Annotated in this window: 26 protein-coding genes; 13 read left to right on the top strand and 13 right to left on the bottom strand. The window is 58.0% G+C overall.

The window, feature by feature from the left end:
- Nucleotides 1-15: 15 nt before the first annotated feature.
- A complete protein-coding gene (locus tag ACP7A4_RS18400) occupies nucleotides 16-2,175 on the top strand; it encodes a type I secretion system permease/ATPase (RefSeq protein ID WP_059762052.1) in 2,160 nt (719 codons plus the stop codon).
- A gap of 9 nt (nucleotides 2,176-2,184) precedes the next feature.
- Nucleotides 2,185-3,540: an HlyD family type I secretion periplasmic adaptor subunit gene (locus ACP7A4_RS18395; RefSeq protein ID WP_059762051.1), complete on the top strand. Its 1,356-nt coding sequence runs from the start codon at nucleotides 2,185-2,187 to the stop codon at nucleotides 3,538-3,540.
- Between the two features lie 79 nt (nucleotides 3,541-3,619).
- Here the strand turns inward: ACP7A4_RS18395 and ACP7A4_RS18390 are convergent, their stop codons facing one another.
- Nucleotides 3,620-4,222 carry a tRNA-uridine aminocarboxypropyltransferase gene (locus ACP7A4_RS18390; protein ID WP_059762050.1) on the bottom strand — a complete coding sequence of 201 codons (603 nt, stop codon included), beginning with the start codon at nucleotides 4,220-4,222 and terminating at the stop codon, nucleotides 3,620-3,622.
- Between the two features lie 16 nt (nucleotides 4,223-4,238).
- Nucleotides 4,239-5,132 carry a LysR family transcriptional regulator gene (locus ACP7A4_RS18385; protein ID WP_059762049.1) on the bottom strand — a complete coding sequence of 298 codons (894 nt, stop codon included), beginning with the start codon at nucleotides 5,130-5,132 and terminating at the stop codon, nucleotides 4,239-4,241.
- A gap of 235 nt (nucleotides 5,133-5,367) precedes the next feature.
- Here ACP7A4_RS18385 and speB point away from each other — a divergent pair, with 235 nt between their 5' ends.
- On the top strand, nucleotides 5,368-6,318 hold the full coding sequence (gene speB / locus ACP7A4_RS18380; protein ID WP_048366330.1) for an agmatinase: 951 nt from the start codon (nucleotides 5,368-5,370) through the stop codon (nucleotides 6,316-6,318).
- A 109-nt stretch (nucleotides 6,319-6,427) separates the two neighbouring features.
- Complete coding sequence (locus ACP7A4_RS18375; RefSeq protein ID WP_203303875.1) at nucleotides 6,428-7,807, top strand: sodium:solute symporter; 1,380 nt, start codon at nucleotides 6,428-6,430, stop codon at nucleotides 7,805-7,807.
- Between the two features lie 106 nt (nucleotides 7,808-7,913).
- Here the strand turns inward: ACP7A4_RS18375 and ACP7A4_RS18370 are convergent, their stop codons facing one another.
- Together ACP7A4_RS18370 and ptrR are read right to left on the bottom strand one after the other, a co-directional pair.
- Entirely contained in the window at nucleotides 7,914-8,039 is a 126-nt protein-coding gene (locus ACP7A4_RS18370; protein ID WP_003441703.1) for a PA1414 family protein, read from the bottom strand.
- 159 nt (nucleotides 8,040-8,198) lie between these two features.
- Nucleotides 8,199-9,071 (bottom strand): putrescine utilization regulator PtrR, encoded by an 873-nt coding sequence (ptrR, locus tag ACP7A4_RS18365; RefSeq protein ID WP_203303903.1) that lies wholly within the window; start codon nucleotides 9,069-9,071, stop codon nucleotides 8,199-8,201.
- Nucleotides 9,072-9,174: 103 nt separating this feature from the next.
- On the opposite strand from ptrR, the gene ACP7A4_RS18360 reads away from it, so the two are divergent.
- A complete protein-coding gene (locus ACP7A4_RS18360; RefSeq protein WP_426247916.1) occupies nucleotides 9,175-10,356 on the top strand; it encodes an MFS transporter in 1,182 nt (393 codons plus the stop codon).
- Here ACP7A4_RS18360 and ACP7A4_RS18355 read toward each other — a convergent pair.
- From ACP7A4_RS18355 to ACP7A4_RS18345, 3 genes are read right to left on the bottom strand one after another with little or no spacing between them, the layout of a single operon-like run.
- Nucleotides 10,304-11,233 carry a DMT family transporter gene (locus tag ACP7A4_RS18355; protein WP_426247915.1) on the bottom strand — a complete coding sequence of 310 codons (930 nt, stop codon included), beginning with the start codon at nucleotides 11,231-11,233 and terminating at the stop codon, nucleotides 10,304-10,306. The genes ACP7A4_RS18360 and ACP7A4_RS18355 overlap by 53 nt on opposite strands.
- An 18-nt stretch (nucleotides 11,234-11,251) precedes the next feature.
- Complete coding sequence (locus ACP7A4_RS18350; RefSeq protein WP_059762044.1) at nucleotides 11,252-11,656, bottom strand: DUF2177 family protein; 405 nt, start codon at nucleotides 11,654-11,656, stop codon at nucleotides 11,252-11,254.
- 25 nt (nucleotides 11,657-11,681) lie between these two features.
- On the bottom strand, nucleotides 11,682-12,518 hold the full coding sequence (locus ACP7A4_RS18345) for a CvfB family protein (protein WP_059762043.1): 837 nt from the start codon (nucleotides 12,516-12,518) through the stop codon (nucleotides 11,682-11,684).
- Nucleotides 12,519-12,875: 357 nt separating this feature from the next.
- Here ACP7A4_RS18345 and ACP7A4_RS18340 point away from each other — a divergent pair, with 357 nt between their 5' ends.
- A complete protein-coding gene (locus ACP7A4_RS18340) occupies nucleotides 12,876-13,055 on the top strand; it encodes a hypothetical protein (RefSeq protein WP_019410559.1) in 180 nt (59 codons plus the stop codon).
- Between the two features lie 182 nt (nucleotides 13,056-13,237).
- Nucleotides 13,238-13,960 carry a TorF family putative porin gene (locus ACP7A4_RS18335; protein ID WP_203303876.1) on the top strand — a complete coding sequence of 241 codons (723 nt, stop codon included), beginning with the start codon at nucleotides 13,238-13,240 and terminating at the stop codon, nucleotides 13,958-13,960.
- 278 nt (nucleotides 13,961-14,238) lie between these two features.
- On the opposite strand, the gene ACP7A4_RS18330 is transcribed toward ACP7A4_RS18335, so the two are convergent.
- Nucleotides 14,239-14,631, bottom strand: coding sequence for a transcriptional regulator (locus tag ACP7A4_RS18330; protein WP_203303877.1), 393 nt, complete (start codon nucleotides 14,629-14,631; stop codon nucleotides 14,239-14,241).
- A gap of 137 nt (nucleotides 14,632-14,768) precedes the next feature.
- Nucleotides 14,769-16,115 (bottom strand): DEAD/DEAH box helicase, encoded by a 1,347-nt coding sequence (locus tag ACP7A4_RS18325; RefSeq protein WP_048366339.1) that lies wholly within the window; start codon nucleotides 16,113-16,115, stop codon nucleotides 14,769-14,771.
- Nucleotides 16,116-16,307: 192 nt separating this feature from the next.
- Here ACP7A4_RS18325 and ACP7A4_RS18320 point away from each other — a divergent pair, with 192 nt between their 5' ends.
- Nucleotides 16,308-17,606 carry a mechanosensitive ion channel family protein gene (locus tag ACP7A4_RS18320; RefSeq protein WP_059762040.1) on the top strand — a complete coding sequence of 433 codons (1,299 nt, stop codon included), beginning with the start codon at nucleotides 16,308-16,310 and terminating at the stop codon, nucleotides 17,604-17,606.
- Between the two features lie 58 nt (nucleotides 17,607-17,664).
- Here ACP7A4_RS18320 and ACP7A4_RS18315 read toward each other — a convergent pair whose 3' ends face one another.
- The 3 genes from ACP7A4_RS18315 to ACP7A4_RS18305 all read right to left on the bottom strand — a co-directional run bounded on the left by ACP7A4_RS18315 (nucleotide 17,665) and on the right by ACP7A4_RS18305 (nucleotide 19,943).
- Nucleotides 17,665-18,228, bottom strand: coding sequence for an RBBP9/YdeN family alpha/beta hydrolase (locus ACP7A4_RS18315; RefSeq protein ID WP_426247914.1), 564 nt, complete (start codon nucleotides 18,226-18,228; stop codon nucleotides 17,665-17,667).
- A 38-nt stretch (nucleotides 18,229-18,266) separates the two neighbouring features.
- On the bottom strand, nucleotides 18,267-19,127 hold the full coding sequence (locus ACP7A4_RS18310) for a carboxylate/amino acid/amine transporter (RefSeq protein ID WP_203303878.1): 861 nt from the start codon (nucleotides 19,125-19,127) through the stop codon (nucleotides 18,267-18,269).
- A gap of 216 nt (nucleotides 19,128-19,343) precedes the next feature.
- Nucleotides 19,344-19,943, bottom strand: a complete 600-nt coding sequence (locus ACP7A4_RS18305) for an FMN-dependent NADH-azoreductase (protein ID WP_426247913.1) — start codon at nucleotides 19,941-19,943, stop codon at nucleotides 19,344-19,346.
- Between the two features lie 226 nt (nucleotides 19,944-20,169).
- On the opposite strand from ACP7A4_RS18305, the gene ACP7A4_RS18300 reads away from it, so the two are divergent.
- The 4 genes from ACP7A4_RS18300 to ACP7A4_RS18285 all read left to right on the top strand — a co-directional run bounded on the left by ACP7A4_RS18300 (nucleotide 20,170) and on the right by ACP7A4_RS18285 (nucleotide 24,162).
- On the top strand, nucleotides 20,170-21,093 hold the full coding sequence (locus ACP7A4_RS18300) for a LysR family transcriptional regulator (RefSeq protein WP_048366344.1): 924 nt from the start codon (nucleotides 20,170-20,172) through the stop codon (nucleotides 21,091-21,093).
- 113 nt (nucleotides 21,094-21,206) lie between these two features.
- The gene (locus ACP7A4_RS18295) at nucleotides 21,207-21,776 is read left to right on the top strand and encodes a peptidylprolyl isomerase (RefSeq protein WP_203303881.1); all 570 of its coding nucleotides are present in this window, start codon (nucleotides 21,207-21,209) and stop codon (nucleotides 21,774-21,776) included.
- A 102-nt stretch (nucleotides 21,777-21,878) separates the two neighbouring features.
- Nucleotides 21,879-23,711: an ABC transporter ATP-binding protein gene (locus ACP7A4_RS18290; RefSeq protein WP_059762035.1), complete on the top strand. Its 1,833-nt coding sequence runs from the start codon at nucleotides 21,879-21,881 to the stop codon at nucleotides 23,709-23,711.
- Between the two features lie 157 nt (nucleotides 23,712-23,868).
- Nucleotides 23,869-24,162 (top strand): hypothetical protein, encoded by a 294-nt coding sequence (locus tag ACP7A4_RS18285; protein WP_203303883.1) that lies wholly within the window; start codon nucleotides 23,869-23,871, stop codon nucleotides 24,160-24,162.
- A gap of 18 nt (nucleotides 24,163-24,180) precedes the next feature.
- Here ACP7A4_RS18285 and ACP7A4_RS18280 read toward each other — a convergent pair whose 3' ends face one another.
- Nucleotides 24,181-25,305, bottom strand: coding sequence for a GNAT family N-acetyltransferase (locus tag ACP7A4_RS18280; protein ID WP_426247912.1), 1,125 nt, complete (start codon nucleotides 25,303-25,305; stop codon nucleotides 24,181-24,183).
- Between the two features lie 258 nt (nucleotides 25,306-25,563).
- Here ACP7A4_RS18280 and ACP7A4_RS18275 point away from each other — a divergent pair, with 258 nt between their 5' ends.
- On the top strand, nucleotides 25,564-26,856 hold the full coding sequence (locus ACP7A4_RS18275; protein WP_048366349.1) for a putative porin: 1,293 nt from the start codon (nucleotides 25,564-25,566) through the stop codon (nucleotides 26,854-26,856).
- Nucleotides 26,857-26,890 lie beyond the last annotated feature (34 nt).

The following is a 26,890-nucleotide window of genomic DNA, read 5'->3' as shown; positions in this document are numbered from 1 at the left end:
CCTGGAGTGAACCCTTTGACCACCTTGCAAGAAATAGGGCAAGGCGTAGATCCACGCCTGAGCTTTGATGACCCGTTGTTGGATGGTCTGTTGATACTGTGTCAAGTGCACGGGGCCACTGTCAGCCGAGCCAGCCTGACCGCTGGCCTGCCGCTGCCCGAGCAGCGCCTGAGCCTGGACTTGCTGACCCGCGCCGCCGCACGCGCAGGTTTACAGGCGCGGGTATTGCGCCGCGAGTTGAGTGCCATTTCGGCGCTTAACTTGCCCGTATTGCTGATTCTCAAAGACAGCCGTTGCGCCGTATTGCGCCGGTGGGGCGAAGACGGCAAGGCACTGATCCTGCCCAGCGAAGCCGAAGGTGGCGAGCAATGGGTCAGCCGTGAAGAGTTGGAGCAGGACTACAGCGGACAGGCTTTGTTCGCACGGCCGCGGCACGAACTTGAGGACCTGCGCGCGCCGCTGGTGCCGCGGGTCAGTGCGTGGTTTCGCGACACCCTCAAATTGTCCCGCTGGCTCTACAGTGACGCCATCCTTGCCAGCTTGCTGATCAACGTCCTCGGCTTGATGGTGCCGCTGTTCGTGATGCAAACCTACGACCGCGTGGTGCCCAACCAGGCCACCTCCACCTTGTGGGTATTGGCCATTGGCCTGCTGATCGGCACCGGGTTTGAAATGGTGCTGCGACTGGTGCGGGCGCACCTGCTGGACCAGGCAGGCAAGCGCACCGACCTGATCCTGTCGGCGACGTTGTTTGAACGCATCACCGGCATGTCGATGAAAGCCCGGCCCGCGACCATTGGCGGTTTCGCGCAAAGCATTCACGACTTTCAGGGGTTACGCGAGTTTCTCACAGCCGTGACCCTCACCAGCCTGATCGACCTGCCCTTTGCCGTGCTGATGCTGGTGGTGATCGGTTTGCTGGGCGGGTGGCTGGTGCTGATCCCATTGATCGCCTTCCCCATCACCATAGGCTTTGCCTGGTTGATTCAGGTGCGCTTGCGCGACACCGTGCAAAAAAGTCTGGCATTGGGCGCTGAGCGCCAGGCATTGCTGATCGAAACCCTCAGCGGCCTGGAAACCCTCAAAGCCTGTAGTGCAGAAAGCGAGCGCCAGCATCACTGGGAAAGCACCCACGCCGCCCTCACCCGGCTTGATGCCCATGCCCGCAACCTCTCGGCGCTGGCCACCAATGGCACGCTGTTCATTCAGCAACTGTGCGGCATGGCGACTATCGTCGCCGGGGTGTACAGCATCATTGCCGGCAACCTGAGTGTCGGCGCACTGGTAGCGACTTACATGCTGGGCAGTCGGGTCCTAGCTCCACTGGGACAAATCGCCGGGCTGATTACTCGTTATCAACAAGCCCAGTTGACCATGCGCAGTACCGATGCACTGATGTCGCTGCCCCAAGAACGTGATCCGAAACAGCGCCCTCTGGAGCGCACCCAACTCACAGGTGCAATCGAAGCCAGCCGCGTGACCTTTCGCTACGCCGGGCAAAGCAGCCCGGCACTTGCCGACATCAGTTTCAGTATCAAGGCCGGAGAACGGGTCGGCATCATCGGGCGCAGCGGCTCGGGCAAAAGTACGCTGGGGCGTTTGGTGATGGGCTTCTTTGCCCCCGATGAAGGGCAAATCCTGCTCGATGGCCTCGACCTGCGGCAGCTGGACGTGGCCGACCTGCGCCAACAAATCGGCTATGTGGCCCACGATCTGCCCTTGTTGGCGGGCAGCCTGCGCGACAACCTGACCCTGGGCGCGCGCTACATCAGTGACGCGCGCATGCTCGAAGTGGCCGAACTGACGGGCGTCAGCGAACTGGCCCGCCAGCACCCGCAAGGCTTTGACCGCCCGGTGGGTGAGCGCGGGCAACTGCTCTCGGGGGGTCAACGCCAAGCCGTGTTATTGGCGCGGGCGTTGTTGCTAAGCCCACCGATCATGCTGCTCGACGAACCCACCAGCGCGATGGACAACGCCAGCGAAGACGCCCTGCGCCAGCGCTTGCACACCTGGATGCAAGGCAAAACCCTGCTGCTGGTCACCCACCGCACCGCCATGCTCAGTTTGGTCGACCGCCTGATCGTGCTGGATAACGGCCGGATCGTTGCAGATGGCCCCAAAGAAGCGGTTATTGACGCGTTGCGCAAGGGCCGTGTCGGCTCTGCCGCCGTTTAGGAGAGATGTATGTCTGCACGCTCCGGCTTGCGCAGTTATCTGGACAGTTTCAAGAAAAGTGGCGAAAGCGACTACATGCCCGAGGCCACCGGGGCTTCACTGCAAGACTCACCGCGCCTGTCGCGCATCACCGTGTGGATCGCGGCGGCGTTGATTATTGTGGCGCTGCTGTGGGCCAAGTTCGCGGTACTGGACGAAGTGACCGTGGGCGATGGCAAGGCCATTCCTTCGAGCAAGGTACAAGTCATCCAGAACCTTGAAGGCGGGATCGTCACTGAGCTGTTGGTGCGCGAAGGGCAAATGGTCAATAAGGGCGATACGCTGCTGCGCCTGGATGACACGCGCTTTTTGTCCAACCGTGGCGAAAGTGAAGTCGACCGTTACGCCCTCACCGCCCAGGTTGAACGCCTGTCAGCCGAAGCCGAGGGACGGCCGTTTGAACTGTCACCCGAAGTGATCGCCAAAGCGCCGCAAGTGGCTGAAGACGAAAAATCGCTGTTCTTGCAACGTCAGCGGCGGCTCAACAGCGAGCAGCGCACGTTGACCGAGCAATTGCGCCAAAAAACCCAGGAGTTGGCCGAGTTTCGTTCCAAACAAGAGCAGTTTCGTAACAGCCTGGCGTTGTTGAATCAGGAGATGAACATGTCGGCGCCACTGGTGGGTACGGGTGCGGTATCGCCGGTCGAAATCTTGCGTCTCAAACGCAGCGCGGTCGAAATTCGCGGTTCGCTGGACTCCACGACCCTCGCCATTCCGCGCGCTGAAGCGGCGATGAATGAAATCCGCAGCAAGATCGACGAATCGGTACAAACCTTTCGCTCGGACGCGGCCAAGGAGCTGAATCAAAAACGCACCGACCTGTCGAAAATCACCGCCACCAGCATCGCCATTGACGACCGGGTAAGCCGCACCACGGTGGTATCGCCGGTCCACGGCATCGTCAAACAGCTGAAGGTCAACACCATTGGCGGCGTAGTCCAGCCGGGCAGTGACATGGTGGAAATCGTACCGCTGGAAGATAACCTGTTGATCGAGGCCAAAGTACGACCTCAGGATGTCGCGTTTCTGCATCCTGGACAGAAAGCCATGGTCAAGTTCAGCGCTTATGACTACACGATTTACGGAGGCATGAGCGCCAAACTGGAATTGATTGGTGCCGACACCATCACCGACGACAAGGGCAACAGCTTTTACCTGATCCAGGTGCGCACCGACAAAAACCACTTGGGGGGTGATCAAAAACCCCTGCTGATCATTCCTGGCATGACCGCGGCAGTGGACATCGTCACCGGGCAGAAAAGCGTGCTGGATTACTTGCTCAAACCGGTGTTGAAAGCCAGAACAGAGTCATTGCGCGAACGCTAGGACACCTGGGAACTGACGAGTCAGGCGCGGCTGTGATCGACGCCACAGCCGTCGTAAAGTCTTAGACGCGCGCCTGTCGTCAGGCTTTATCAAGGTGGTTGCGCTGGTAGGTTTGGGCGCCCATCGCTTCAATCTGCCCTTCAATCAAGGCTTCAAACGGGCGCAATAAAGGCTCGAATACACGCGGCGCTTCAAGTAGTTCCAGGGTCTGCACGATCGCTTCCAGCGTGGATAACGCGCCAGGCCCCGGCGCCTTGCGTAATCGATAGCGCGACTGCGCGCCCTCGGGCAGGGTCACCCGCGGCAAATTCGCCAACAGGGGGTTAAGGTGCAATAACTTGCGCGCCTTACGCCATGTACCATCCGGCACCACCAGCAACCACGGCAGACTGTCTTCAGCCTTATGCGCCGCAATCAGTTGCGCCCCTTGCCCCGGAAACAACAGCCGCGCCTGATAACCCGGCGGGTTGAGCAATGTCTCCAGATCGTCAAACACTTCACCCACCCGTAACTCTGCATTGCTCAGGCCCAGCGCGGCCAGGCGTGCGGTATTGAGCGCATGGCCGACCTCGCTCGGATGCTGTAGGAGTAACACGCGGGTGCGGCTGTGCAGGTGAGGGATCAGTTCGCACAAGCAGTGCGACTGAGGGCGCAGGCAGCGAGGGCATTGGGCTCGGGACATGGAGGAACGCTCGTCGTCAGGACTGGTTGAGCTGCGCTTTAAGCAGATCACGGAAAGTTTGAATCAACGGTTCGCGGCTGCGGCCACGGCGCACAATCATCGAAAACGGCGCCTGATAGCCGAACGTCGCAGGCAGCAATACGCGCAAGTCGCCTTTATCCACCCACGGCTCGGCATAGTGCTGGGGCAAGTAGCCAATGTAGGCCCCTGAAAGCACCAAGATCAGTTGCGCCTCCATGCTGTCGACCGTGGCCGCGCTGTGTTTGAAACCGTGGCGCGCTAACTCGGCCTGGCTCCAGTAACCCCGCCCGACCATGCGTTGTTGCGTAATCACCGGCTCGGGAATGCGTCGTTCGCTGAACAATGGATGCCGCGCGCTGCAATACAGCCAATGCTGCTCGCGGTACAGCGGCTGATAAACCAGGCCGCTCATGCGCGACGAAAACGCGCCAATCGCCAAGTCCAGCCGGTTGTCTTGCACACCGAGCTGGAGTTCATACGGGCTCATCACGGATAAATGCAGGTGCACGGCCGGGTGTTCCTGGCTGTAGGCACCAATCGCCTCGGCAAACGGCAGCGCCTTGTCACTGACCGTGGAGTCGATCACGCCCAGGTTCAACGTGCCGCGTAACTCGCCTTTGAGCGCGGCGGCGTACTGCTCGAACCCCTCGAGTTCGCCCAGCAGGCGCAAGGTTTCCTGATGGAACAACTCGCCCTTGCTGGTCAGGCTGAAACCACCGCGCCCACGGTGGCACAGCACCAGGCCCAGGCTTGCTTCCAACTGGCTCATGTAAGTGCTGATCGCCGAGGTCGAGAGGTTCAGTGCCTGTTGTGCATTGGCAAAGCCCTGGTGGCGGACCACGCTGGCGAAAATACGTAATAGTTTCAGATCGGGTAAAGCGTTGGCCATCAGAGACTCACTTATACCGAGTGGCACCCACCTCACAACGCACGGGAGCAGGAAAATGGCGATGCCAGAATCGCAAGCTGCACGTTAGGCAGATGATATTGAGCGTTAGCCTAACCGCTTGGTCGACATTAGTTTAGAAAAATCTGAACTAAGTATTTGCCTGTAGGGATTCTTCCCGTCGTCGGCCTTTCGCAGAATCGGTCGCCATAACCACAACAAACGACGAGGTCTACCCGTGGACAAAATTCTGCACCAACCACTGGGCGGTAACGAAATGCCGCGCTTCGCCGGCATCGCCACCATGATGCGCTTGCCTCACCTGCAATCAGCCGCCGGGCTGGACGCGGCTTTTATCGGTGTACCGCTGGACATCGGCACCTCGCTGCGTGCCGGCACCCGCTTCGGGCCACGGGAGATCCGCGCGGAATCCGTGATGATTCGCCCCTACAACATGGCCACCGGCGCAGCCCCATTCGACTCGCTGTCGGTGGCTGACATCGGCGACGTAGCAATCAACACCTTCAACCTGCTGGATGCGGTGCGGATTATCGAACAAGCCTACGACGAAATCCTCGAACACGCTGTCATCCCGCTGACTCTGGGGGGCGATCACACCATCACCCTGCCGATCCTGCGCGCGATCCATAAAAAGCACGGCAAGGTCGGGCTGGTGCACATCGATGCCCACGCCGACGTCAACGATCATATGTTTGGCGAGAAGATCGCCCACGGTACGACCTTCCGCCGGGCCGTCGAAGAAGGCTTGCTGGACTGTGATCGCGTGGTGCAAATCGGCCTGCGCGCACAAGGCTATACCGCTGAAGATTTCAACTGGAGCCGCAAACAGGGGTTTCGCGTGGTGCAGGCCGAAGAGTGCTGGCACAAATCCCTCGCGCCGCTGATGGCCGAAGTCCGTGAGAAAGTCGGCGGCGGCCCGGTGTACCTGAGCTTTGATATCGATGGCATCGACCCGGCCTGGGCGCCTGGCACCGGCACCCCGGAAATCGGCGGGCTGACCACGATCCAGGCGATTGAGGTGATTCGCGGCTGTCAGGGCCTCGACCTGGTGGGTTGCGATCTGGTAGAAGTCTCGCCGCCTTACGACACCACCGGCAACACCTCGTTGCTAGGCGCTAATTTGCTCTACGAAATGCTCTGCGTGCTCCCCGGCGTAGCGCACCGATAAGGACATCGTCAACCCGTGCCAACGGCGCTTTGCAGTCTTGAACTGACGGCACCGTTGCACACTGCTGTGCGTTTGCATCCATAAAAAAAATAATTGGAGATTCGCCATCATGGCTATAGATCTACTGGTCGTCCTTATCTACGCAGCGGCAATGCTGGTGCTCGGCTACTACGGCATGCGCAAGGCCAAAACCCACGAAGACTATTTGGTGGCCGGGCGCAACCTGGGCCCCACGTTGTACATGGGCACCATGGCCGCCACCGTGTTGGGCGGCGCGTCGACGGTGGGCACGGTACGCCTGGGGTATGTGCACGGCATTTCGGGTTTTTGGCTGTGCGCGGCGCTGGGCTGCGGGATCATCGCGCTGAACCTGTTTTTGGCGAAACCGTTGCTCAAGCTGAAAATTTTCACCGTCACCCAAGTGCTGGAAAAACGCTACAACCCGATGGCGCGTCAAGCCAGTGCGGTGATCATGCTGGCCTATGCGCTGATGATTGGCGTGACTTCGATTTTGGCCATCGGCACGGTGCTGGAAGTGCTGTTCGGCCTGCCATTTTGGGTCTCGATATTACTCGGCGGTGGCGTGGTGGTGGTGTATTCGACCATCGGCGGCATGTGGTCGCTGACCCTGACCGACATCGTGCAGTTCGTGATCAAGACCGTGGGCCTGATGTTTGTCCTGCTGCCGATCTGCCTGTATCGCGTGGGCGGCTGGGATGAGCTGGTGAGCAAGTTGCCCGCGTCCAACTTCAGTTTCACCAGCATTGGCTGGGACACGATCGTCACCTACTTCATGATTTATTTCTTCGGCATTCTGATCGGCCAGGACATTTGGCAGCGGGTATTTACCGCCAAAACGGCCAAAGTTGCCAAGTACGCCGGCACCTTTGCAGGCTTCTACTGCATCCTTTACGGGCTGACCTGCGCCTTGATCGGCATGGCCGCGCACGTATTGATCCCGGATCTGGACAACGTCAACAACGCCTTTGCGGCCATCGTTAAAGTCTCGCTGCCGGACGGTATTCGCGGGTTGGTGATTGCAGCCGCCCTGGCCGCCATGATGTCCACCGCAAGTGCGGGTTTGCTGGCAGCGTCCACGGTGCTCACCGAAGACCTGTTGCCCAAACTGCGCGGCGGCAAGCAATCGAGCCTGTCGATCAATCGCCTGTTCACACTGCTCACCGGGATAGCGGTATTGGCCATCGCGCTGGTGGTCAACGACGTGATCAGTGCGCTCACTCTGGCGTATAACCTGTTGGTCGGCGGGATGCTGGTGCCCTTGATCGGTGCCATTTACTGGAAACGCGCGACCACCGCAGGCGCGATTTGCAGCATGAGCCTGGGCTTTATTACCGCGCTGGTGTTTATGTTCAAGGACGGCCTGGACGCCAATACACCGATTTATTACAGCCTCGGCGTCGCGTTGATCAGCTTTATTGTGGTCAGCCTGATGGCACGTCGCCCAGCCACGGTGGTGAGCGCCGTCTAAATAGGTTTTCTGTGGGGCAATGCTTATTTCAGCGGGTGCGACGTCGAAACTCGTACCCGTTTTTTCTGGACAGCAAACACCCTGCGTTCACTGCACTCGCCAGCGTTTAACGGCGACGTTGCGGGCGACGACGCGGATCTTCGACAGGAATCGGTACAGGTTGCAGCGGCGGCTCAATCAGGCCAAGCGCCACACCCACGTCATGCAGCCAGGTTTGCAGTTTGTCTTTCATAAATCCCCCTTGGGGTTACACCGGCGACCCCTAATCTTTGGTCGCTTCGTACAGATAATAGTCCTAAGTCCTACGCAATGCTTGCCGGAAGTCAATGAACTTTTGGCTAATTTCGCACAAATGCGACTGATGCCGATACGTGAAGTTACATTGCAGGCATTACGCCATGTTGCAGGGCTGTGTGTGTTGCAATTCAATCCAGGCATTGAGGTTGGCGCCCATCATGCCTTTGCGCCACATCAACCAGGTGGTTGCGCTGTCAAACGGCGGTTGCAAGGGGTGCGCACGCACGCTTTCACGCCCCGGCAAACTGGCCAGCATCGATTCTGGCATCAGCGCCACGCCCGACCCTGCCACGACACATGCCAGCATGCCTTGGTAAGACTCGATCTCCATTACCCGTCCCATGGCGGCACGGTCGCTGGCGTACCACGCTTCAAGCCGTGAGCGATAGGAACACCCCTGGCGGAAGGTGAAGACTTCACGACCTTGCACATCTTGCGCGCGGGTGATTGGCTCGTGGTCCAGATCACTGATCAGCACCAGGCGTTCTTGGCAAAACGCCACGCCATCCAGCCCGGCCAACTCCAGCGGACCGTCCACCAGCGCGGCGTCCAGCCGACCGGTCAGCAAACCTTCAAGCAGCTCGCCGCTGGGCGCGGATTGAACGTGCAAATTCACCGCCGGGTAGCTGCGGTGATAACGCGCCAACAAGGCGGGCAAGTGTATGGCCGCCGTGCTGTACATCGTGCCCAAGGTGAATTTGCCCGCTGGCACCCCACCCTGCACTGCGCCCAATGCTTCTTCACGCAGGGCAAACAGTCTCGCGGTGTAATCGAGCAGCACCTTGCCCGCCGCTGACAGTTGCAAACGCTGACGTTCGCGCACAAACAACTCGACGCCCATCTGCTCTTCAAGCTGCTTGAGCCTTGTCGACAGGTTCGACGGTACGCGGTGCAGGCGTTCCGCCGCGCGGGTGATGGAGCCTTCCTCGGCCACGGCCTGAAAAATGCGTAATTGGCTGAACTCCACACCTTTCTCCAAAACAGAATAAGTCACTCACTATTATTCAATTTTAATGAAAGTCAATCCTCTCTAGCCTGACGGTCATTGTCTTCTTGCAGGAATTGCTGCCATGTCTGCTCTGTTGCGCCTGTTCGCCAGCTTTATCGCCCTTGTCATGGCGATGGGGATTGGTCGGTTTTCGCTTACGCCACAACTGCCGCATTTAATCAGCGAAGGTCAGATTGACCTGACCGGCGCGGGGCTGATCGCAGCCGCCAATTACCTGGGCTATTTGATCGGTGCGCTGGACGCCATCCGCGCCCGACGTCCTGCCCAAGTGCGTAACCGCCTGCTAAGCGGTTTATGGCTGTGCGTGGGCCTGACCTTCGTTTCGTTCTGGGCACAAGGCTTTTGGCCACATTTGCTGCTGCGATTTGGCACCGGTGTCGCCAGCGCCTGGGTGATGGTGATGATCACCTCCCTCAGCCAACACTTGGCCGTGTCGACCCATCGCCCACGCCTCGGGGCACTGGTCTTTGCCGGGCCGGGGGTCGGTGTACTGCTCACCGGGTTGCTGGCGCTGGGCGCCAATGTCACGGGCCAAAACTCCGCGACGTTATGGCTGATTTATGCGGTCGCTGCACTGATCATGCTGTTGGCTATTTTGCCGATGCTGCCCACGCCCGCTGCGCAGCCTTCACCCTCTGTCACTGTAGCGCCCAGTGCCCGTACGCCCGGCATCTCACGTTTGGGCGCCATTTATGGGCTGTATGGTTTGGGCTACATCATCCCGGCAACGTTTTTGTCACAGATGGCCAATGCTCGCTTTCAGGGCCAATGGCAGGCTGATCTGTTCTGGCCCGCCTTCGGTCTGTGCGCCGCACTGGGTGTGCTGTTGATCAGCTTTAGACGCATCAACCCACACACCACGCGCTATTGGTTGATGGGCGGGTTATGGATTCAAGCACTGGGCGTGCTGGCCTGCTTGTTACCCAGCAGTGCGGGCCTGGCACTGGGTGTGATCTTGTGCGGGACACCCTTTTTGGCCTGCATGCCTTTGGTGATGCAACGCTCGCGGGACCTTGCGCCCCACGCCACGCAACGTAACGCCGCGTTACTGACGGCCTGCTTCGCGGTGGGACAGTTGAGCGGCCCGTTACTGGCGGCGCTCAGCAGCCATTTCAGTGGCGGCTTGCAACCTGCGTTAGGGGTGGCGGCCTGTGGCTTGCTGGTCGCAGGCGTACTGGCTTTGCACTCGGTCAGTTCCCCAACAGCGTGCGCACCCTGCGACGCATCCACTGCTCTGCGCTGACAAACGTGATGCCAAATAGCACGAAAATCGCGCCCACCACGAAGTTGACACTCAGCGGCTCATCAAGCACCAGCACGCCGAACGTCACGCCAAACAGCGGGGTCATAAAAGAAAACACTGCCAGGTTGGATGCCAGATAGCGCTGGAGCATCCAGAACCACACCAGATAGCTGAAAAATGAAACCACCAACCCCTGAAACAGCACACTGGCCACCGCAACGGTGGTCAGGCGGACATGGCTGATTTGACCACTGAGGGCGGCAATCACCAGCAAACCGACAAAGCCGATGATCAACTGGTAAAACAGCGTCAGCGTGACCGGCGCCTCAGATAAACGCGAACCCCGGACCACCACCGTGGTGGCGCCCCACGCCATGCCCGCCAAAATCCCATAGGCGTCACCCAGCAGCATGTTGCGGTCCATGTCAGCCAGCGATACGCCACCGGCAAAGGCGAACACGATGCCGACGAATGCGAGAAAAATCCCCAGCCACTGCAACGGCCGCAAACGCTCGCCGGGCAACAGCCAGTTGACGCCCAAGGCGGTGAAGATAGGCGCGGTGTAGAGAAATACCGACATGTGCGCGGCGCTGGTCAGTTGCAATCCTTCAGAAATAAAGAAGAACTCAAGAGCAAACAGGCTACCCGCCAACAGGCCGCCACGCCAAGTGACCGGCACCTGGTTCCAGCCGCCTTTGCAGCAAATCAACACGCCCACCAGCAATGCGGAAATGCCCGACCGGGCAGCCGCTTGCATCACCGGAGCAATGTCCAGGGCAGCGGTTTTGATCACCACTTGTTGTACGCCCCAAATCAGGCACAAGCCCAACATGACTTGCAGTGCGAAGGCATCCGTTGCTCGCCGCGAAACACTCATATCAACACCTTGAAAACATCAAGCCGCCAGTTTGCGGGCGGTCCAATAACCTGAAAGCGACGCCAGGCAGGTCAACAGCGTGCCCCACGCCATGTCCATCAACGCCAGCTGCGCAGACCAGCCATTGAGCGTCGCCCAGTTGGTCATGTCGTAAGTGCCATAGGCGATCAGGCCGAAGAATGCACCGCTCAGCGCTGCCCTGCGGGCACTGCCACGCGCCAGCGCGGGGCGCACCACAAAAAACACCACACCGAGGACGTACATCAAATAGAAGACGATGGCCGGGCCCCACTTGGGAGGCTCCAGCATCAAGGGGCCGAACAGCTCTTTATAGGTAGAGCTCATGAGCAGGCCCAACCAAAGGCCGTCGAGTATCAGAAAAGCCAGTAACGCACCGATATACGCCCAAACACTTTTCCGCATGTCGACAGCCCTCTTGGCAGTTGGATCAGATCAATTGAATGCGGTCCGGGTGGATCGCAATCTTGCCTTCCTTGTACAACGAGCCGATGGCTTTTTTGAAGTTGCCTTTGCTGACACCAAACAGGCTGCTGATCAGCTCTGGATCGCTTTTGTCGCTCACCGCCAACACGCCATCGTTATCGCGCAGTTTGCTCAGGATCTTGGAGTTCAGGCTGCTGGCCGCTTCCTGACCGACGGGCTGCAAGCTCAAACTGATTTTGCCGTCAGCGCGGATTTCTTTGATAAAGCCTTTTTCTTGCTTGCCCGCCCGCATGAACTTGAAGATTTCGTTCTTGTGGATCAGGCCCCAATGCTTGTTATTGATCACCGCCTTGAAGCCCATGTCGGTGGCTTCAGCCACCAGCAGGTCAACTTCCTGGCCGACTTGATACGTGGCCGGGGTTTTATCCAGGTAGCGATCCAGGCGCGCAGTGGCCGTGATGCGACGGGTGTGCTTGTCGAGATAGACGTGCACCACCACGTATTCGCCCGCCGTCATCTGGCGTTTTTCTTCGGAATACGGCAACAGCAAATCTTTGGGCAAACCCCAATCGAGGAATACACCGATGCTATTAACTTCAACCACTTTCAGACTGGCGAACTCACCCACCTGAACTTTTGGTTTTTCAGTGGTGGCAATTAACTTGTCATCACTGTCCAAATAAACAAAAACGTTGAGCCAGTCTTCATCTTCACTGGGAATGTCTTTGGGAATATAACGGTTGGGCAATAGAATTTCGCCGTCTGCCCCGCCGTCCAGATACAAACCAAAGTGGGTGTGTTTCACCACTTGCAAACTGTTGTAGCGACCGATTAAAGCCATGTCCAATACCCTCATTACGTGGGCGGCATTCTACCCGAGTTTAGGGGGGTACATCGAAGCTGTAGGACGCCGCCCCGAAAAAATCTGCCAAGCGCCCGGTTTACGGGCATCGGCCAGCGCTGTTGCGCGCCGCTCGTCAGCCCGACCGGCGAAAACCTGCGCCCGAGCCCCGTCTTTAGCCTGCAATAAACCAGTGAATGTTTTTAATTAAAACAGCCAGTTAGCCGGTGATTACGAGAGTGAATATATTCAAGACCCGGCGCCTTATATTATTTTACGGAGATATTTAACAAGCAATTGTCAAGCATTTCAGGTACTATCGCTGGCCAAGTTATTTTCTACAGGTCAATAGCCGTCATGCGCGTAAAAGCATCCGCCAGCAAAGCAAAGCCAGCTCCCGCAGTTGAAACCAGTGATTCGATCAATGCGCAAATCGCCGCATTCTTGAAATCCGGTGGCGAGATCCAGCAAATTGACAAAGGCGTCAGCGGCCAGACCTTCGGCCCGTCCAAGCAAATCACGCTGGGTAAAAAGTAACACCCTCGCGTCACTAGGTCCTCATGCGCTTTGCCTGCACAAAGCGCTAGGACTATCGGTTACCTCCCCTCTAAATGCTTGTCTGGCTCGATAAATCGACGAACGGCACACTGTGGCCGGCATTCACCCGTATTCTCTAAGCCCTCTAGATCAAGCCTCTGCGCGGACACCAGGAGGAATGCATGCTCACACGGGCGTTAATGCTGACCGGCACTCTGCTGGCCAGCACGTTAGTTGATGCACAGGTCTTCTCCCGCGAACTGGGGGATTTCGACCTCAAACTCGGCACTCAACCCAGCCGCAGCATGGCCCAAGGCCTGGTAAAACCCACCAGCCCCGGCTCGACCTTTCATGGCGGCCTGGACTTGACCCACGACAGTGGCTGGTACGTCGGCCAGTGGGCGCCGACGATGGGTATCAAGCCCGGCACCAACCTCGAAGTCGACTCCTACCTGGGTTACAAACACCCTTTCGACCAAACCCTGAGTTACGAGCTGGGAATGATCCATTACAGCTACCCCAAACTCAGCCCGCTCGACAGCCAGCAGTTCTACGCAGGATTAACGGTACTCGGAACCCGCTTCGGCGCAGCGTTCAGTAACGACCCGGATCGCCATGACAGCACCGTGTTTGCCGACCTTGGGGTCAACCAGCCGTTTGGCATTGGCGTGAGCATGAAATACACCACCCACCAACTGGGCACCCCGGTGTCGATTGCCGAGGGTGGCAGCGTGCGCGCCTTCAATGACTGGTCAATCAAGTTATCCCGCCCCTTCATGGGCATCGACCTCAACCTGATCTACAGCGACTCCAGCCTGGAGGGCGCGCAGTGCTCAGCGTATTCGGGGCAGAACAGCCAATGTGATGGCTTGGTCACGCTCAAGGCTGAGCGAGCGTTTTACTGACTCAAAAGCCTTGAACCGCCGCCCTGGGCTGCTCGATCCACAGCCGCTTCCTCAGTTCAAGCTCGCCAGCTTGCTGCGCCTCCCACATCTTTCGTGCTCAGACGGACTATGATTCACGCCGCCATATGGCCTGATATTGCGCCCGCCGCCTCGGTTGACGCTCAAATGATTTAACGCTATCTCGGTGTGATTCACCCCACAGGTAAAGACCTGCGACGACGCAGTCGTTGAGGCACAAAACCCTGGCCGTCCTGCGACAAAACGGCCAGAGAGTGCACTCAAGCTATTTGCGCCTTGGCCGCCAGCTCATCAAACGTCGCGGGATCAAGCGGGTACTCCTCATCATCCAGCACCTGCAACGGGTGAGCATTGCCTGGAATGGCGCTGTCGATCAAGCTCAGCAACTGCGACCCGCGCTTAGTCAGGACAAAATTCTCACCTGTCCCCCCCTCGTTTTCACGACGCGGCTCGATAAAACCTTGTTTGAGCAACAGCGCTTCGTAATTGCAGGCCAGTACTTTCAGCTCATCAACATCGCCCACCGGCTGCTCCTGATTCTGGAGGTCTACAGCGTACTGTTCGGCATACACCCGTGGTGCAAACGGCTTACCTGCGCCATTTTGTACCTCGTGCAGAAGACGCTCGATCAGTGCCCAGTTATAAGTGGCCATCAGCTTCACTCCCCTACGGTTAGATGAAATGTCCTTCTTGAGTAGTGACTGATAATCCCGGCAGACGTTCAGGCGCTTTTGGCCAGACAATAAAAAACCCGGCCGAGGCCGGGTTTTTGCACCTTTATACCTGCGCTTTATTCAGCGGCGGGTGCTTCTGGCTTGCGGCGCTTGAGCGGCGCCATGCCGTCTTTGCTGACCAATGACAGAGCATCGGTCTTAGGGCGGTTAGCGATTTTGCGCTTGGTCGGTGCCTTGGCGCCCGACTTCTTCTTAACGCCTTTGGCGTCAGTCTTTTTCTTCTTCACGCCAACCGCTTTGCCCGAAGCCTTGACGTTTTTCGGTCCGCCGTAGGTGCCTTTGACTTCCTTGATGGTGCGACGCTCGAAGCTTTGCTTCAAGTAACGCTCAACGCTGGACATCAGGTTCCAGTCGCCGTGGCAGATCAACGAGATCGCCAAACCTTCGTTGCCAGCACGGCCGGTACGGCCGATACGGTGTACGTATTCGTCACCGCTGCGTGGCATGTCGAAGTTGATCACCAGGTCCAGGCCTTCAACGTCCAGGCCACGGGCTGCCACGTCAGTGGCCACCAGAATCTTGACCCCGCCTTGCTTGAGGCGGTCGATGGCCAGTTTGCGGTCTTTCTGGTCTTTCTCACCGTGCAAGACAAACGCTTTGTAGTCCTGAGCCACCAGACGGCCGTAGATACGGTCAGCCATGGCGCGGGTGTTGGTGAAAACAATGGCTTTTTGATACGTCTCGTTGGCCAGCAACCAGTTAACAATCTGCTCTTTGTGCTGATTATGGTCGGCGGTGATGATTTGCTGACGCGTGGTGGCGTTCAGCTGGCTGACCTGGTTGAGCTGCAAGTGTTCGGCGTTGTCCAGCACTTTGCCGACCATTTCACGCAGCCCCGAACCACCGGTGGTGGCCGAAAACAGCATGGTCTGTTGACGGTTCTGGCACTCGTCGACCAGACGCTGCACGTCCTCGGCGAAGCCCATGTCGAGCATTCGGTCAGCTTCGTCGAGTACCAGCACTTCAACTTCTTTCAAGTCCAGGTTGCCGGCGTTCAGTTGCTCCAGCAGACGGCCCGGCGTACCGATCAGGATATCCGGCACCTTGCGCAGCATGGCAGCCTGGACCTTGAAGTCTTCACCGCCAGTGATCAAACCGGACTTGATGAACGTAAACTGCGAAAAACGCTCCACTTCCTTGAGCGTTTGCTGTGCCAGCTCGCGGGTAGGCAGCAGGATCAGCGCTTTGATGCTGACGCGGATTTTGGCCGGGCCAATCAGGCGGTTCAGAATGGGCAAGACGAAAGCAGCGGTTTTGCCACTCCCGGTCTGAGCTGTCACCCGCAGGTCACGCCCTTGGAGCGCGAGCGGAATGGCCGCTGCTTGCACAGGCGTAGGCTCGACAAATTTAAGCTCGGCCACAGCTTTAAGCAGGCGTTCGTGCAGGGCGAAATCGGAAAACACGGGTGCTACCTCGAAGAAATGCAAAAAATCAGCGGCATAGAGTAAACGTTTCGAGCGCTCAGGCCGAGTGACTTTGCATGAACGGCGTGAAAGAAATGAATTTTTACGCTCTTTAGTCCCACATCAGCCCATTGAACACCTGTAAATGCTCTAATCCCCGAGCCATTTACTTCTGGGGTAACGTTTTCGCTTATGGATATTCAACAACTCTGGGTTCAATTCCAGACGCTTTGGGCCCACCTCGACGAGCATCCTTGGCTGTCTGCGCTACTGGGCCTGATCGTATTGGTGGGCATCGCGCTGATCGCGGGCCACGTTGCACGCATCATCGTTTTGCGCGTGACCAAGATGCTGGGCCGCCAACCGGCGCTGCACTGGATCAACGATTTACGCGAACACAAGGTGTTCCATCGTCTGGCGCAATTGACGCCGTCGTTGATGGTGCAATTTGGGCGCAACCTGGTGCCGGACATGAGCGACAACGGTCGCCACTTCCTCGGCAACCTGGCGCTGGCGATTACGATTTTCGTCCTGACGCGGGTGATCAGCGCGCTGCTGGACGCCATGCTCGACATCTATTCGCGCACCAATTACGCCAAAACCCGGCCGATCAAAGGCTACGTGCAGCTGACCAAAATGCTGCTGTATGTGTTTTCGGCCATCATCATCGTCGCCACCTTGATCGACCGCTCACCCATGCTGCTGCTTTCGGGTCTGGGCGCGATGTCGGCGGTTATTTTGTTGGTCTACAAAGACACCTTGCTGTCGTTCGTGGCCAGCGTGCAATTGACCAGTAACGACCTGCTGCGTGTAGGGGACTGGATCGAAATGCCGCAGGTGGGCGCCGATGGCGATGTCATCGACATCACCCTGCACACGGTCAAGGTGCAGAACTTCGACAAGACCATCGTCTCGATTCCGACCTGGCGCCTGATGTCCGAGTCGTTCAAAAACTGGCGCGGCATGCAGCAGTCCGGTGGACGCCGAATCAAGCGCAGCCTGTTTATCGATGCCGCTGAAATCGGCTTTTTAACGGATGAGCAAGAACAGCGCCTGGAGCAAGTGCGCTTGCTCAGGGATTATCTGACGCGCAAAAAGGCCGAGCTCAAAAGCTGGAACGAGGCCCAGGGCAACGTCGCCGCCATGTCCGCCAACCGTCGACGCATGACCAACATCGGTACTTTCCGCGCCTATGCGCTGGCCTACCTGAAAAGCCATGCTGAGATTCAGCCGAACATGACCTGCATGGTGCGTCAGATGCAAACCACCGCCCAAGGCGTGCCGCTGGAGGTGTACTGCTTCACCCGCACCACGGTGTGGGATGAGTACGAGCAGATCCAGGGCGATATTTTTGACTATTTGCTGTCAGTGATGCCTGAGTTCGGTCTGAGCGTGTATCAACAGCCAAGCGGCAATGATTTGCGCAACGGCTTGTTGAATAAGCTTCAAACTCCGCTGGTGGTTGAGCAAGCGGCAAACGCTGACGATTGAGAAACTGGATGCCAGGGTCTTGGAGCGCATGCTTGCAAGACCCTGACATACACCGGCATTACGCCTGTTTGAACTGCTGATCGCCCGTCAATTTAAATAACAGGTCAATGCCCTGCGGCCACTTGCCATAGCCACGCTCACCATTGATATGCCCTGCATTGGGTAGATGCACCAAGGTGCTGCCCCAGGCATCACTGAACATTTTGGCGCGCTGGACGCTGACATAAGGGTCGTCAGTGCTTGCCACCGTGATCGATTCAAACGGCAGTAAATTCAGTGGCATCGGTGTAAAACCGTGAGTGCCGCCCGGATAACTGTCGGCTTCGGTATCACTGGGCGCGACCAACAAAGCCCCTCGCACCATCTTTTGTGCAATGTCTGGATACTCATGCGCCCAGCGGGCGATCAAGGTACACGCCAGGCTGTGGGCCACCAGCGCGACAGGTCGCTCGCTGGCAGTGACCTTTTCATGCAAGCGTTGCACCCAGTCTGCACAGGTCGGCGTCTGCCAATCGGTCTGTTTAACGCGTTTTAACCCGCTAAAACGCTGCTCCCACTGCGATTGCCAGTGATCGGGACCGGAATCAAAAAGCCCCGGCAATATCAACACTCTGACGGTCATCCCTGCTCTCCTGTGGATGCTGGATAGGTCCCAAGACCTTAGCTCGTCACGGCCCTGCGGTCGAGGCGACTGATCCAAACAGCGACCAGAATCACCAGCCCGCCCAAAAACAAACGGCCCAACGGTTCATGCTGGTTCCAGATCAGCAGGTTCAGCAGCAAGCCGACCGGCACGTGCAGGTTGTTCATCACCGCCAGCGTGCCGCCACTGACCAGGCACGCGCCTTTGTTCCACCAGTACATGCCGAGTGCCGTTGATACCAGCCCCAAAAATACCAGCACCCCCCACTGCAACGGTGCGTCCGGTAAAAAGTGCGCTTTGCCAAACAGCAAAAATGCAGGCAACACCACGGCCAGCGCGCCCAGATAGAAATAACCAAAACGCCGGTAATGCGGCAGATCGCTGGGGTAACGCGCCACCAGATGCTTGTACATCACCTGGCCGGCAGCGTAAGTAAAGTTGGCCAATTGCAGCAACAGGAAGCCTTTGAAGAAGTCCGGGCTGATGCTGTCAAAACGAATCACCGCTGCCCCGCTGACGGCCACCAGTGCCGCCACCAACGCCCACGGATTGAAGCGCCGATTGAGCGCATCCTCAATCAACGTCACATGCAGCGGCGTCAAAATGGTGAACAGCAATACTTCTGGCACCGTGAGCACGCGAAAGCTCAGATAAAGGCACACGTAAGTGATGCCGAACTGCAAAGCACCGATCAGCAACATGCCGCGCATAAAACCGGGTTCGACCTTGCGCCAGCGCGTCAACGGGATAAACACCAGACCCGCCAGCACCACCCGTACCAGCACCGCAAAGTAACTGTCGACGTGGCCTGCCAGATACTCGCCAATCAGGCTGAAGGAAAACGCCTGTATCAGCGTGACAATCAACAAATAACCCATAAATCTTTCGCCTGCTGCCCAACGGAATGTGCGCGACCTTAGCGGTTTTCGTTGTGCAACGAAATGCCGGGCAAAAAAAACCCGATCTGGCACAGAGGCTGATCGGGTTGGAGCACTCAGGAGCAAAGTGCAAAGGGAGGTTCGATGCGCGAACCGCATGCTTGAAGGAGCAATGAAACGATTAAGCCTGTCGCCGATTATCTGTCGATTAACAGCTCATGCCACTTGTGAAAGCCGGGACTTGGCTTGGTTCAATCCTTTTTCCTGAAAGTCACCGCCCAGGTTCATACCCTCGGCGTGGATAAACGTCACATCGTGAATACCGATAAACGCCATCACCTGACGCAAATACGGTTCTTGATGGTCCGCGGTGCTACCCGCATAGATACCGCCACGGGCGGTCAGCACGTAAGCTTTCTTGCCGGTGAGCAAGCCTTGCGGCCCGGTTTCGGTGTATTTGAAGGTCACCCCGGCGCGCAGCACGTGGTCCAGCCAGGCTTTGAGCGTGCTGGGAATGGCGAAGTTGTACATCGGCGCGGCCATCACCAGCACATCCGCCGCCAGCACTTCATCGGTCAATTCGTTTGAACGCTGCAAGGACGTTTGCTCTGCCTCGCTGCGTTGATCTTCAGGCTTCATCCAGCCGCCCAGCAGGTGAGCATCCAGATGCGGCACCGGATTGAGCGCCACATCGCGCATCGTCATCGGGTCCTCAGGATGAGCTGCGTGCCATTGGCTGATGAACTGGCGGGTCAATTCACGGGAAAACGAATCGTGTTGGCGGGCGCTGCTTTCAATAATCAGGACACGGGACATGAGAGATAGGCTCCATCTTTAAATGCTGTAAGGCGATGGAGTGAAGACTAAACAGCATTGGTTCGATGAAAAAGCGCAAATACCTGCTACAACCTATCTATTAAGTTGTTTATTAAAACACCGGCTGGTGCGATTATTTGGCTCGTTTCTCGTAGCCGCGCCTAACACCGAACGCAGCCTTCGGTAGCGGCTACGCATTAATCCATTCATCTTTGAGGCATTCATCGTGAAAGCGCCCCGCGTGACCCTTGATCAATGGCGCACCCTGCAAGCGGTGGTCGACCACGGCGGCTTTGCCCAGGCCGCCGAGGTGCTGCACCGCTCGCAATCGTCCGTCAGTTATACCGTGGCCCGCATGCAGGACCAGCTCGGGGTGCCACTGCTGCGCATCGACGGCCGCAAAGCGGTGCTCACCGAGGCGGGCGGCGTATTGCTGCGCCGCTCGCGGCAGCTGGTCAAACAAGCCAGCCAGCTCGAAGACCTCGCCCACCACATGGAGCAAGGCTGGGAAGCGGAAGTTCGCCTGGTAGTGGACGCCGCCTACCCCAACGCACGGCTGGTTCGCGCGCTGACCGCATTTATGCCGCAAAGCCGCGGCTGCCGGGTTCGCCTGCGTGAAGAAGTGCTGTCCGGCGTAGAGGAAGTCCTGCTCGAAGGGGTCGCTGACCTGGCCATCAGCAGCTTCAATATTCCAGGCTATCTGGGCACTGAGTTGAGTGCGGTAGAGTTTGTCGCCGTGGCTCACCCGGACCATCCGCTGCACCGCCTGCAACGTGAACTGCAATTTCAGGACCTTGAAAGCCAGCTGCAAGTGGTGATCCGCGATTCGGGGCGCCAGCAACCACGGGACATGGGCTGGCTGGGCGCCGAACAACGCTGGACCGTTGGCAGCTTGGCCACCGCTGCCGCCTTTGTCGGTAGCGGCCTGGGTTTTGCCTGGCTGCCCCGGCACATGATTGAACGCGAAATACACGAAGGCGTACTCAAACCTTTGCCGCTCCATCAGGGCGGCAACCGCCACCCGGTGTTTTTCCTGTACAGCAACAAGGACAAACCGCTGGGGCCTGCCACCCAAATACTTGTCGAGTTGTTACGCACCTTTGATACAGCGCCGCTGGACGCAGCGTTTGCTGCGCCACTGCAAGCGTGAACAGCGGTGGGCAGGAACCGGATTCGCGCATATCCTGTCCAACGATCGCTACACCTCGCCCCATTGCCTGCGTGACATAGACCCGTCACCCCACTTTTCAGGATTACTGAACCATGTTTAAAAAGATTGCCCTCGCCGCTGGTGCCCTGCTGTTTGCTGCCAACCTGATGGCTGCCACGCCTGCACCGACCAAGGCGCCGCATGTACTGCTGAACACCAGCTTCGGGGAAATTGAAATCGAACTGGACCCGGTAAAAGCACCGATCAGCAGCAAGAACTTTCTGGAATACGTCGACAGCGGTTTCTACACCAACACCATTTTCCACCGGGTGATACCGGGCTTCATGGTGCAAGGTGGCGGTTTCACGGCTCAAATGACACAAAAAGACACCAAAGACCCAATCAAAAACGAAGCCAGCAACGGCCTGCATAACGTGCGCGGTACGTTGTCGATGGCACGCACTTCCAACCCGGACTCGGCCACCAGCCAGTTTTTCATCAACGTGGCAGATAACGCATTCCTCAATCCGGGCCGTGATGCCGGTTATGCCGTGTTCGCCAAAGTGGTGAAAGGCATGGACGTTGTCGATCAAATCGTTAACTCGCAGACCACCACCAAGCAAGGCATGCAAAATGTGCCGATTGACCCGGTTCTGATCAAGTCCGCCAAACGCGTGGACTGATGGATTGAGTCTTGCAGGGAGCGCTGACCGGTAAATACCACGCCATCGGGTGCTACCGGCCACACCACTAAAGGAGCGCCCGCACAGCGGGCGTCAGTGACCATGCTCTACCGTCGTTTCGAACAACTGATCGATATTTTCCGCAAGCCTCCCACCGATGCACCGCCCTCCACCGTGTGGGCGTTTTACCTCTATTACCTGCGTCAGGTATGGCCGATTTTTGCCGCACTGCTCGTGGTGGGGCTGGTCGCGGCCCTGGTTGAAGTCGCGCTGTTCAGCTACCTGAGCACCTTGATCGACCTGGCACAGGGCACGCCCAACACTGACTTTTTCAGCCTCCACAAGGGTGAACTGATCTGGATGGCCGTCGTGGCCTTGATCATTCGCCCGGTGTTCTTTGGCCTGCATGATCTATTGGTGCACCAGACCCTCAGCCCGAGCATGACCAGCCTGATCCGCTGGCAGAATCACAACTATGTGCTTAAGCAAAGCCTGAACTTCTTCCAGAACGATTTTGCCGGGCGCATTGCGCAACGCATCATGCAAACCGGCAACTCGTTGCGCGACTCAGCGGTGCAAGCGGTGGACGCGCTGTGGCACGTGTTGATCTATGCCATCAGCTCGCTGGTACTGTTCGCCGAAGCCGACTGGCGCCTCATGCTGCCGCTGCTGACCTGGATCGTGCTTTATATCGGTGCACTGTATTACTTTGTCCCCAAGGTCAAGGAACGCTCGGTGGTGTCCTCCGAAGCGCGCTCTAAACTGATGGGCCGCATCGTCGACGGCTACACCAACATCACCACCCTCAAGTTGTTTGCCCACACTCAATTTGAGCAACAGTACGCCCGCGAAGCCATCATCGAACAAACCGAAAAAACCCGGCTGGCCAGCCGTGTCGTCACCAGCATGGACGTCACCATCACCAGCATGAACGGTCTGTTGATTGTCAGCACCAGCGGCCTGGCCCTGTGGCTGTGGAGCCAGTCGTTGATCAGCGTGGGAGCCATTGCGCTGGCCACGGGCCTGGTGATCCGCATCGTCAACATGTCCGGCTGGATCATGTGGGTGGTCAACGGCATCTTCGAAAACATCGGCATGGTCCAAGACGGGCTGCAAACCATTGCCCAGCCAGTGGCGGTGACTGACCGCGAAAATGCCCCGCGCCTGAACGTGACCCGCGGCGAGGTGCGCTTCGAACACGTGGACTTCCACTACGGCAAGCGCAGCGGCATCATCAGCGACCTGAACCTGGTGATCAAACCGGGCGAAAAAATCGGTTTGATCGGCCCCTCAGGCGCAGGCAAATCGACACTGGTCAACTTGCTGTTACGCCTGTACGACCTCCAAGGCGGGCGCATCCTGATCGACGGTCAGAATATTGCCGAAGTGACGCAGGAAAGCCTGCGCGAGCAAATCGGCATGATTACCCAGGACACCTCGCTGCTACACCGTTCGATTCGCGACAACTTGCTGTACGGCAAACCGGATGCCACCGACGAACAATTATGGGCTGCCGTGCATAAAGCCCGCGCCGACGAATTCATCCCGCTGCTGTCCGACGCTCAGGGCCGAACCGGCTTTGACGCCCATGTGGGTGAGCGCGGGGTCAAATTGTCGGGTGGCCAGCGCCAGCGCATCGCCATCGCCCGCGTGCTGCTCAAGAACGCGCCGATTCTGATCATGGACGAAGCCACTTCGGCCTTGGACTCTGAAGTGGAAGCAGCGATTCAAGAGAGCCTTGAAACCCTGATGCAGGGTAAAACCGTGATCGCCATCGCTCACCGCCTGTCGACCATCGCGCGCATGGACCGCTTGGTGGTGCTGGAAAAAGGCCAGATCGCCGAAAGCGGCACGCATGCCGAACTGCTCGCCCGGGGCGGTTTGTATGCACGCCTCTGGCAACACCAAACGGGTGGATTTGTCGGGATCGATTAAGCCAGAACAATAGCCTGCCGAACTGGCAGGCTATTCCTACAACGTGAGTCGGCCGATTATCAGCCCCCCCTCTCCCCGTTGAGTCGAGCGAACACTACAGTGAAGTACAGACGCGAACTGCTCGCGTCTTCACTGACGTTTTCAATGGACTGAACTCATGAACCGACTCTGCATCTTTTTAATCACGCTCACACTTGCTTTGCCATTCACTACATTTGCCCATGCGGCAGAGGCTCACCAAGGCGATGCAGCACAGCTGCAACCCACCAAGGTCAAAAAAAACCGGCTGCCGGGCAATGGCCCTTACGTGTACATAAATTGCGTAGCCATGACCCCGGACGGGCCCCTCCCGGTGCTGCCTTTTCGCTCGACCTACTCAACGCCAGCCCAATTAATGGCCAACCAACGCGATCTGTCGCAGTGCGAAAAACGTAACGACGCACCTGCCTGATTTGAGGGTGTGCACTGCTCAGTCTTGCCTATAGGGCAAGGCTGAGCGGGCTTCTTGGGCATAGGCCAACACACCTTCACGCTCGCGCCGTAAAAAATCACTGACTGCCGCTTTCAATCCCGCGTGGCGCAGGTAATGCCATGAGTGAGTAATCACCGGTTCAAAGCCGCGAATCAACTTGTGCTCACCCTGTGCTCCGGCATCAAAGCGCTGAATACCCTGTGCGATGGCGTAATCCATGCCCTGGTAGAAACACGTTTCAAAGTGCAACCGGTCGAACTCAGCCAGGCAGCCCCAGTAGCGCCCATACAAACTGTCGCCCCCCACCAGGCTAAAGGCCATCGCCACCGGCTGATTGGCTTGTTTGGCCATCACCACGCGAATGGCCTCTGGCATGCGCTCGGCCAGCAGACTGAAAAACGCGCGGGTCAAATACGGGGTGCGGCGGCGTATGGCGTAGGTATTGGCGTAGCAGGCGTAGACGAAGTCCCATTGTGCTTCGCTGACCTGATGGCCTTCGAGCCATTCAAACTCGAACCCCTGCCCCGCCACTTGCTCACGCTCTTTGCGCATCTGCTTGCGTTTGCGTGAGCTGAGCGTATCGAGAAAGTCCTGAAAGTCGCGGTACTCGCGATTTTGCCAATGAAACTGGCAGCCCAATCGTTGTAACCAGCCCGGTTGCTGTGCCAAAGCGTTATCGGCCAACGGGTCGGTGAAGTTGATGTGCGCACTGGACAACCCCTCGCTCTCCAGATAACCGGGCAATGCCGCCAACAGCGCGAACCCGTCTTCGGCGCGGGCCGCCAGTAAGCGCGGGCCACTGACCGGGCTAAATGGCACGGCCGTCAAAAGCTTGGGGTAGTAGTCAATGCCCGCACGCTCGCAAGCATCCGCCCACTCGTGATCAAACACGTATTCGCCATAGGAGTGCCATTTGCGATAACTGGGCAACGCAGCGTGCAACTGCCCATCTTCGTAATGCAGCAAATGCTCGGGCTGCCAACCTGAATGCGGCCCAAGGCTGGCGCTGTCTTCCAGGGCACTGAGAAAGGCATGACGCAGAAACGGTTGCGAGGCAGGCACCAGCGCATCCCATTCCTGAGCGCTGACAGCCGACAGGCTGTCCAGACGATGTAACGGCATTGAAAAACCTCAGCACGCGGCGTAAGGCCGCGATGGTAACACCCCGCCAGCGACGATGACGCTGTCACAGACTTGCTATCACTCTGCCACTTTTCTGTCATATCCAGCCGCGATACTGACGCCGCTTCTTAGATCGCGGGGTTATGAGTGGTCGTCGGCCTACACGCCGCAAGTCCACCCGCACCGCTTCAATTCAGAGCCCATAAAGGGCCGTTTTTCCTGGGGTGGCTAGGGCCATCTCACCACTGGGAGATTCATATGCGTCTTGTATCTACACGGGTTGCGGCGGGACTGTGTGGCGGCTTGGCTATAGCCATGAGTATTCCGGCCAGCGCCGGGGTCGATGCCAAACTGCTGGAAATGCTCAAGGCCAACGGCTCCATTTCGCCAGCTCAATACGCTGAATTGCAAACCGAACTCACCAGTGAAAAACAGGCCCAGCAAGAAGCTGCCGCCAATCAGGTGAAGAAGTCTGATCTGAGCGCCTTCGAACAAAAAGTGGCCTGGGCGGCCAAGACTGAATTCAAGGGCGACGTACGCGTGCGTCAGGAAACGGTCAAAATCGATGGCGAATCTGACGGCAAAAACAAGGACCGTCAGCGCATTCGCGCTCGTTTGGGTGCCTACACCGAAATCAACCCGCAAGTGAACACCGGTATTCGTATTGCCACGGGCGGCGGCGACGATGCGCGCTCCACCAACCAGGACCTGGACAACTACTTCGACAAGAAGCAGCTGTGGCTGGATCAGGCCTACATCGACTACCACCCCACGGCGATTAATAACCTGCACCTGATTGGCGGCAAGATGCCACAGCCGTGGGTCAGCACCGGCGATGTGATCTGGGACAGCGACATCAACCCCGAAGGCCTGGCCGCCACCTACAAACACAACCTGGGCAACAGCGGCGTCGAGATGTTCGGTAGCGCGGGTTATTACACCCTCAAGGACAACGTCGACGGCGAAGGCGTGCAATTTCGCAATGACCTGAGCATGTACGCCGGCCAGTTGGGTGCACGTTTCGCCCCGACCGACAGCCTGAAAGTGACGCTGGGCGGCAGTGTTTACGGCTACAAAAACGACGAAGACAGCAAGTGCCCCACCACCGGCACCAAAACCACCCCGTGTGCACTGGCGGTCAACGGCAACAGCACCGACGAGTTCCGTCTTTACGAAGGCTTTGGTCAGGTCGATATTGCCAACCTGCCGTTGCCCCTGTCGCTGTATGGCCAATACGTGCATAACGCCGAGACCGACAGCGATCAGGACGATGCGTGGCTGGTGGGCTTCAAAAGCAAGTACAACGCCTTCAGCCTGGACTACAACTACCGCGATATTCAGCGTAACGCCGTGGTCGGTGCCTTCACTGACTCTGACTTCGCGAACGGCACCACCGGTTCTCGCGGCCACAAGGTCAAACTGGGCTACGAGATCGACAAGAACTTCGGGGTTGGCGTGACGTACTTCCTGACCAAAGCCGACTACGCCACCACCACCCAGAAAGATGCCAACACCAATACCTTGCAACTGGACGTTGAAGCCAAGTTCTAACGGCACCTGGGCTTAAGAGAACGCGTCGTCGATC

It is taken from the genome of Pseudomonas sp. TWR3-1-1 (assembly GCF_049896545.1).
Lineage (GTDB): Bacteria > Pseudomonadota > Gammaproteobacteria > Pseudomonadales > Pseudomonadaceae > Aquipseudomonas > Aquipseudomonas weihenstephanensis.
The sequence above is the reverse complement of the archived record's forward strand: the minus strand, read 5'-3'. Positions and strand labels throughout refer to the sequence as shown.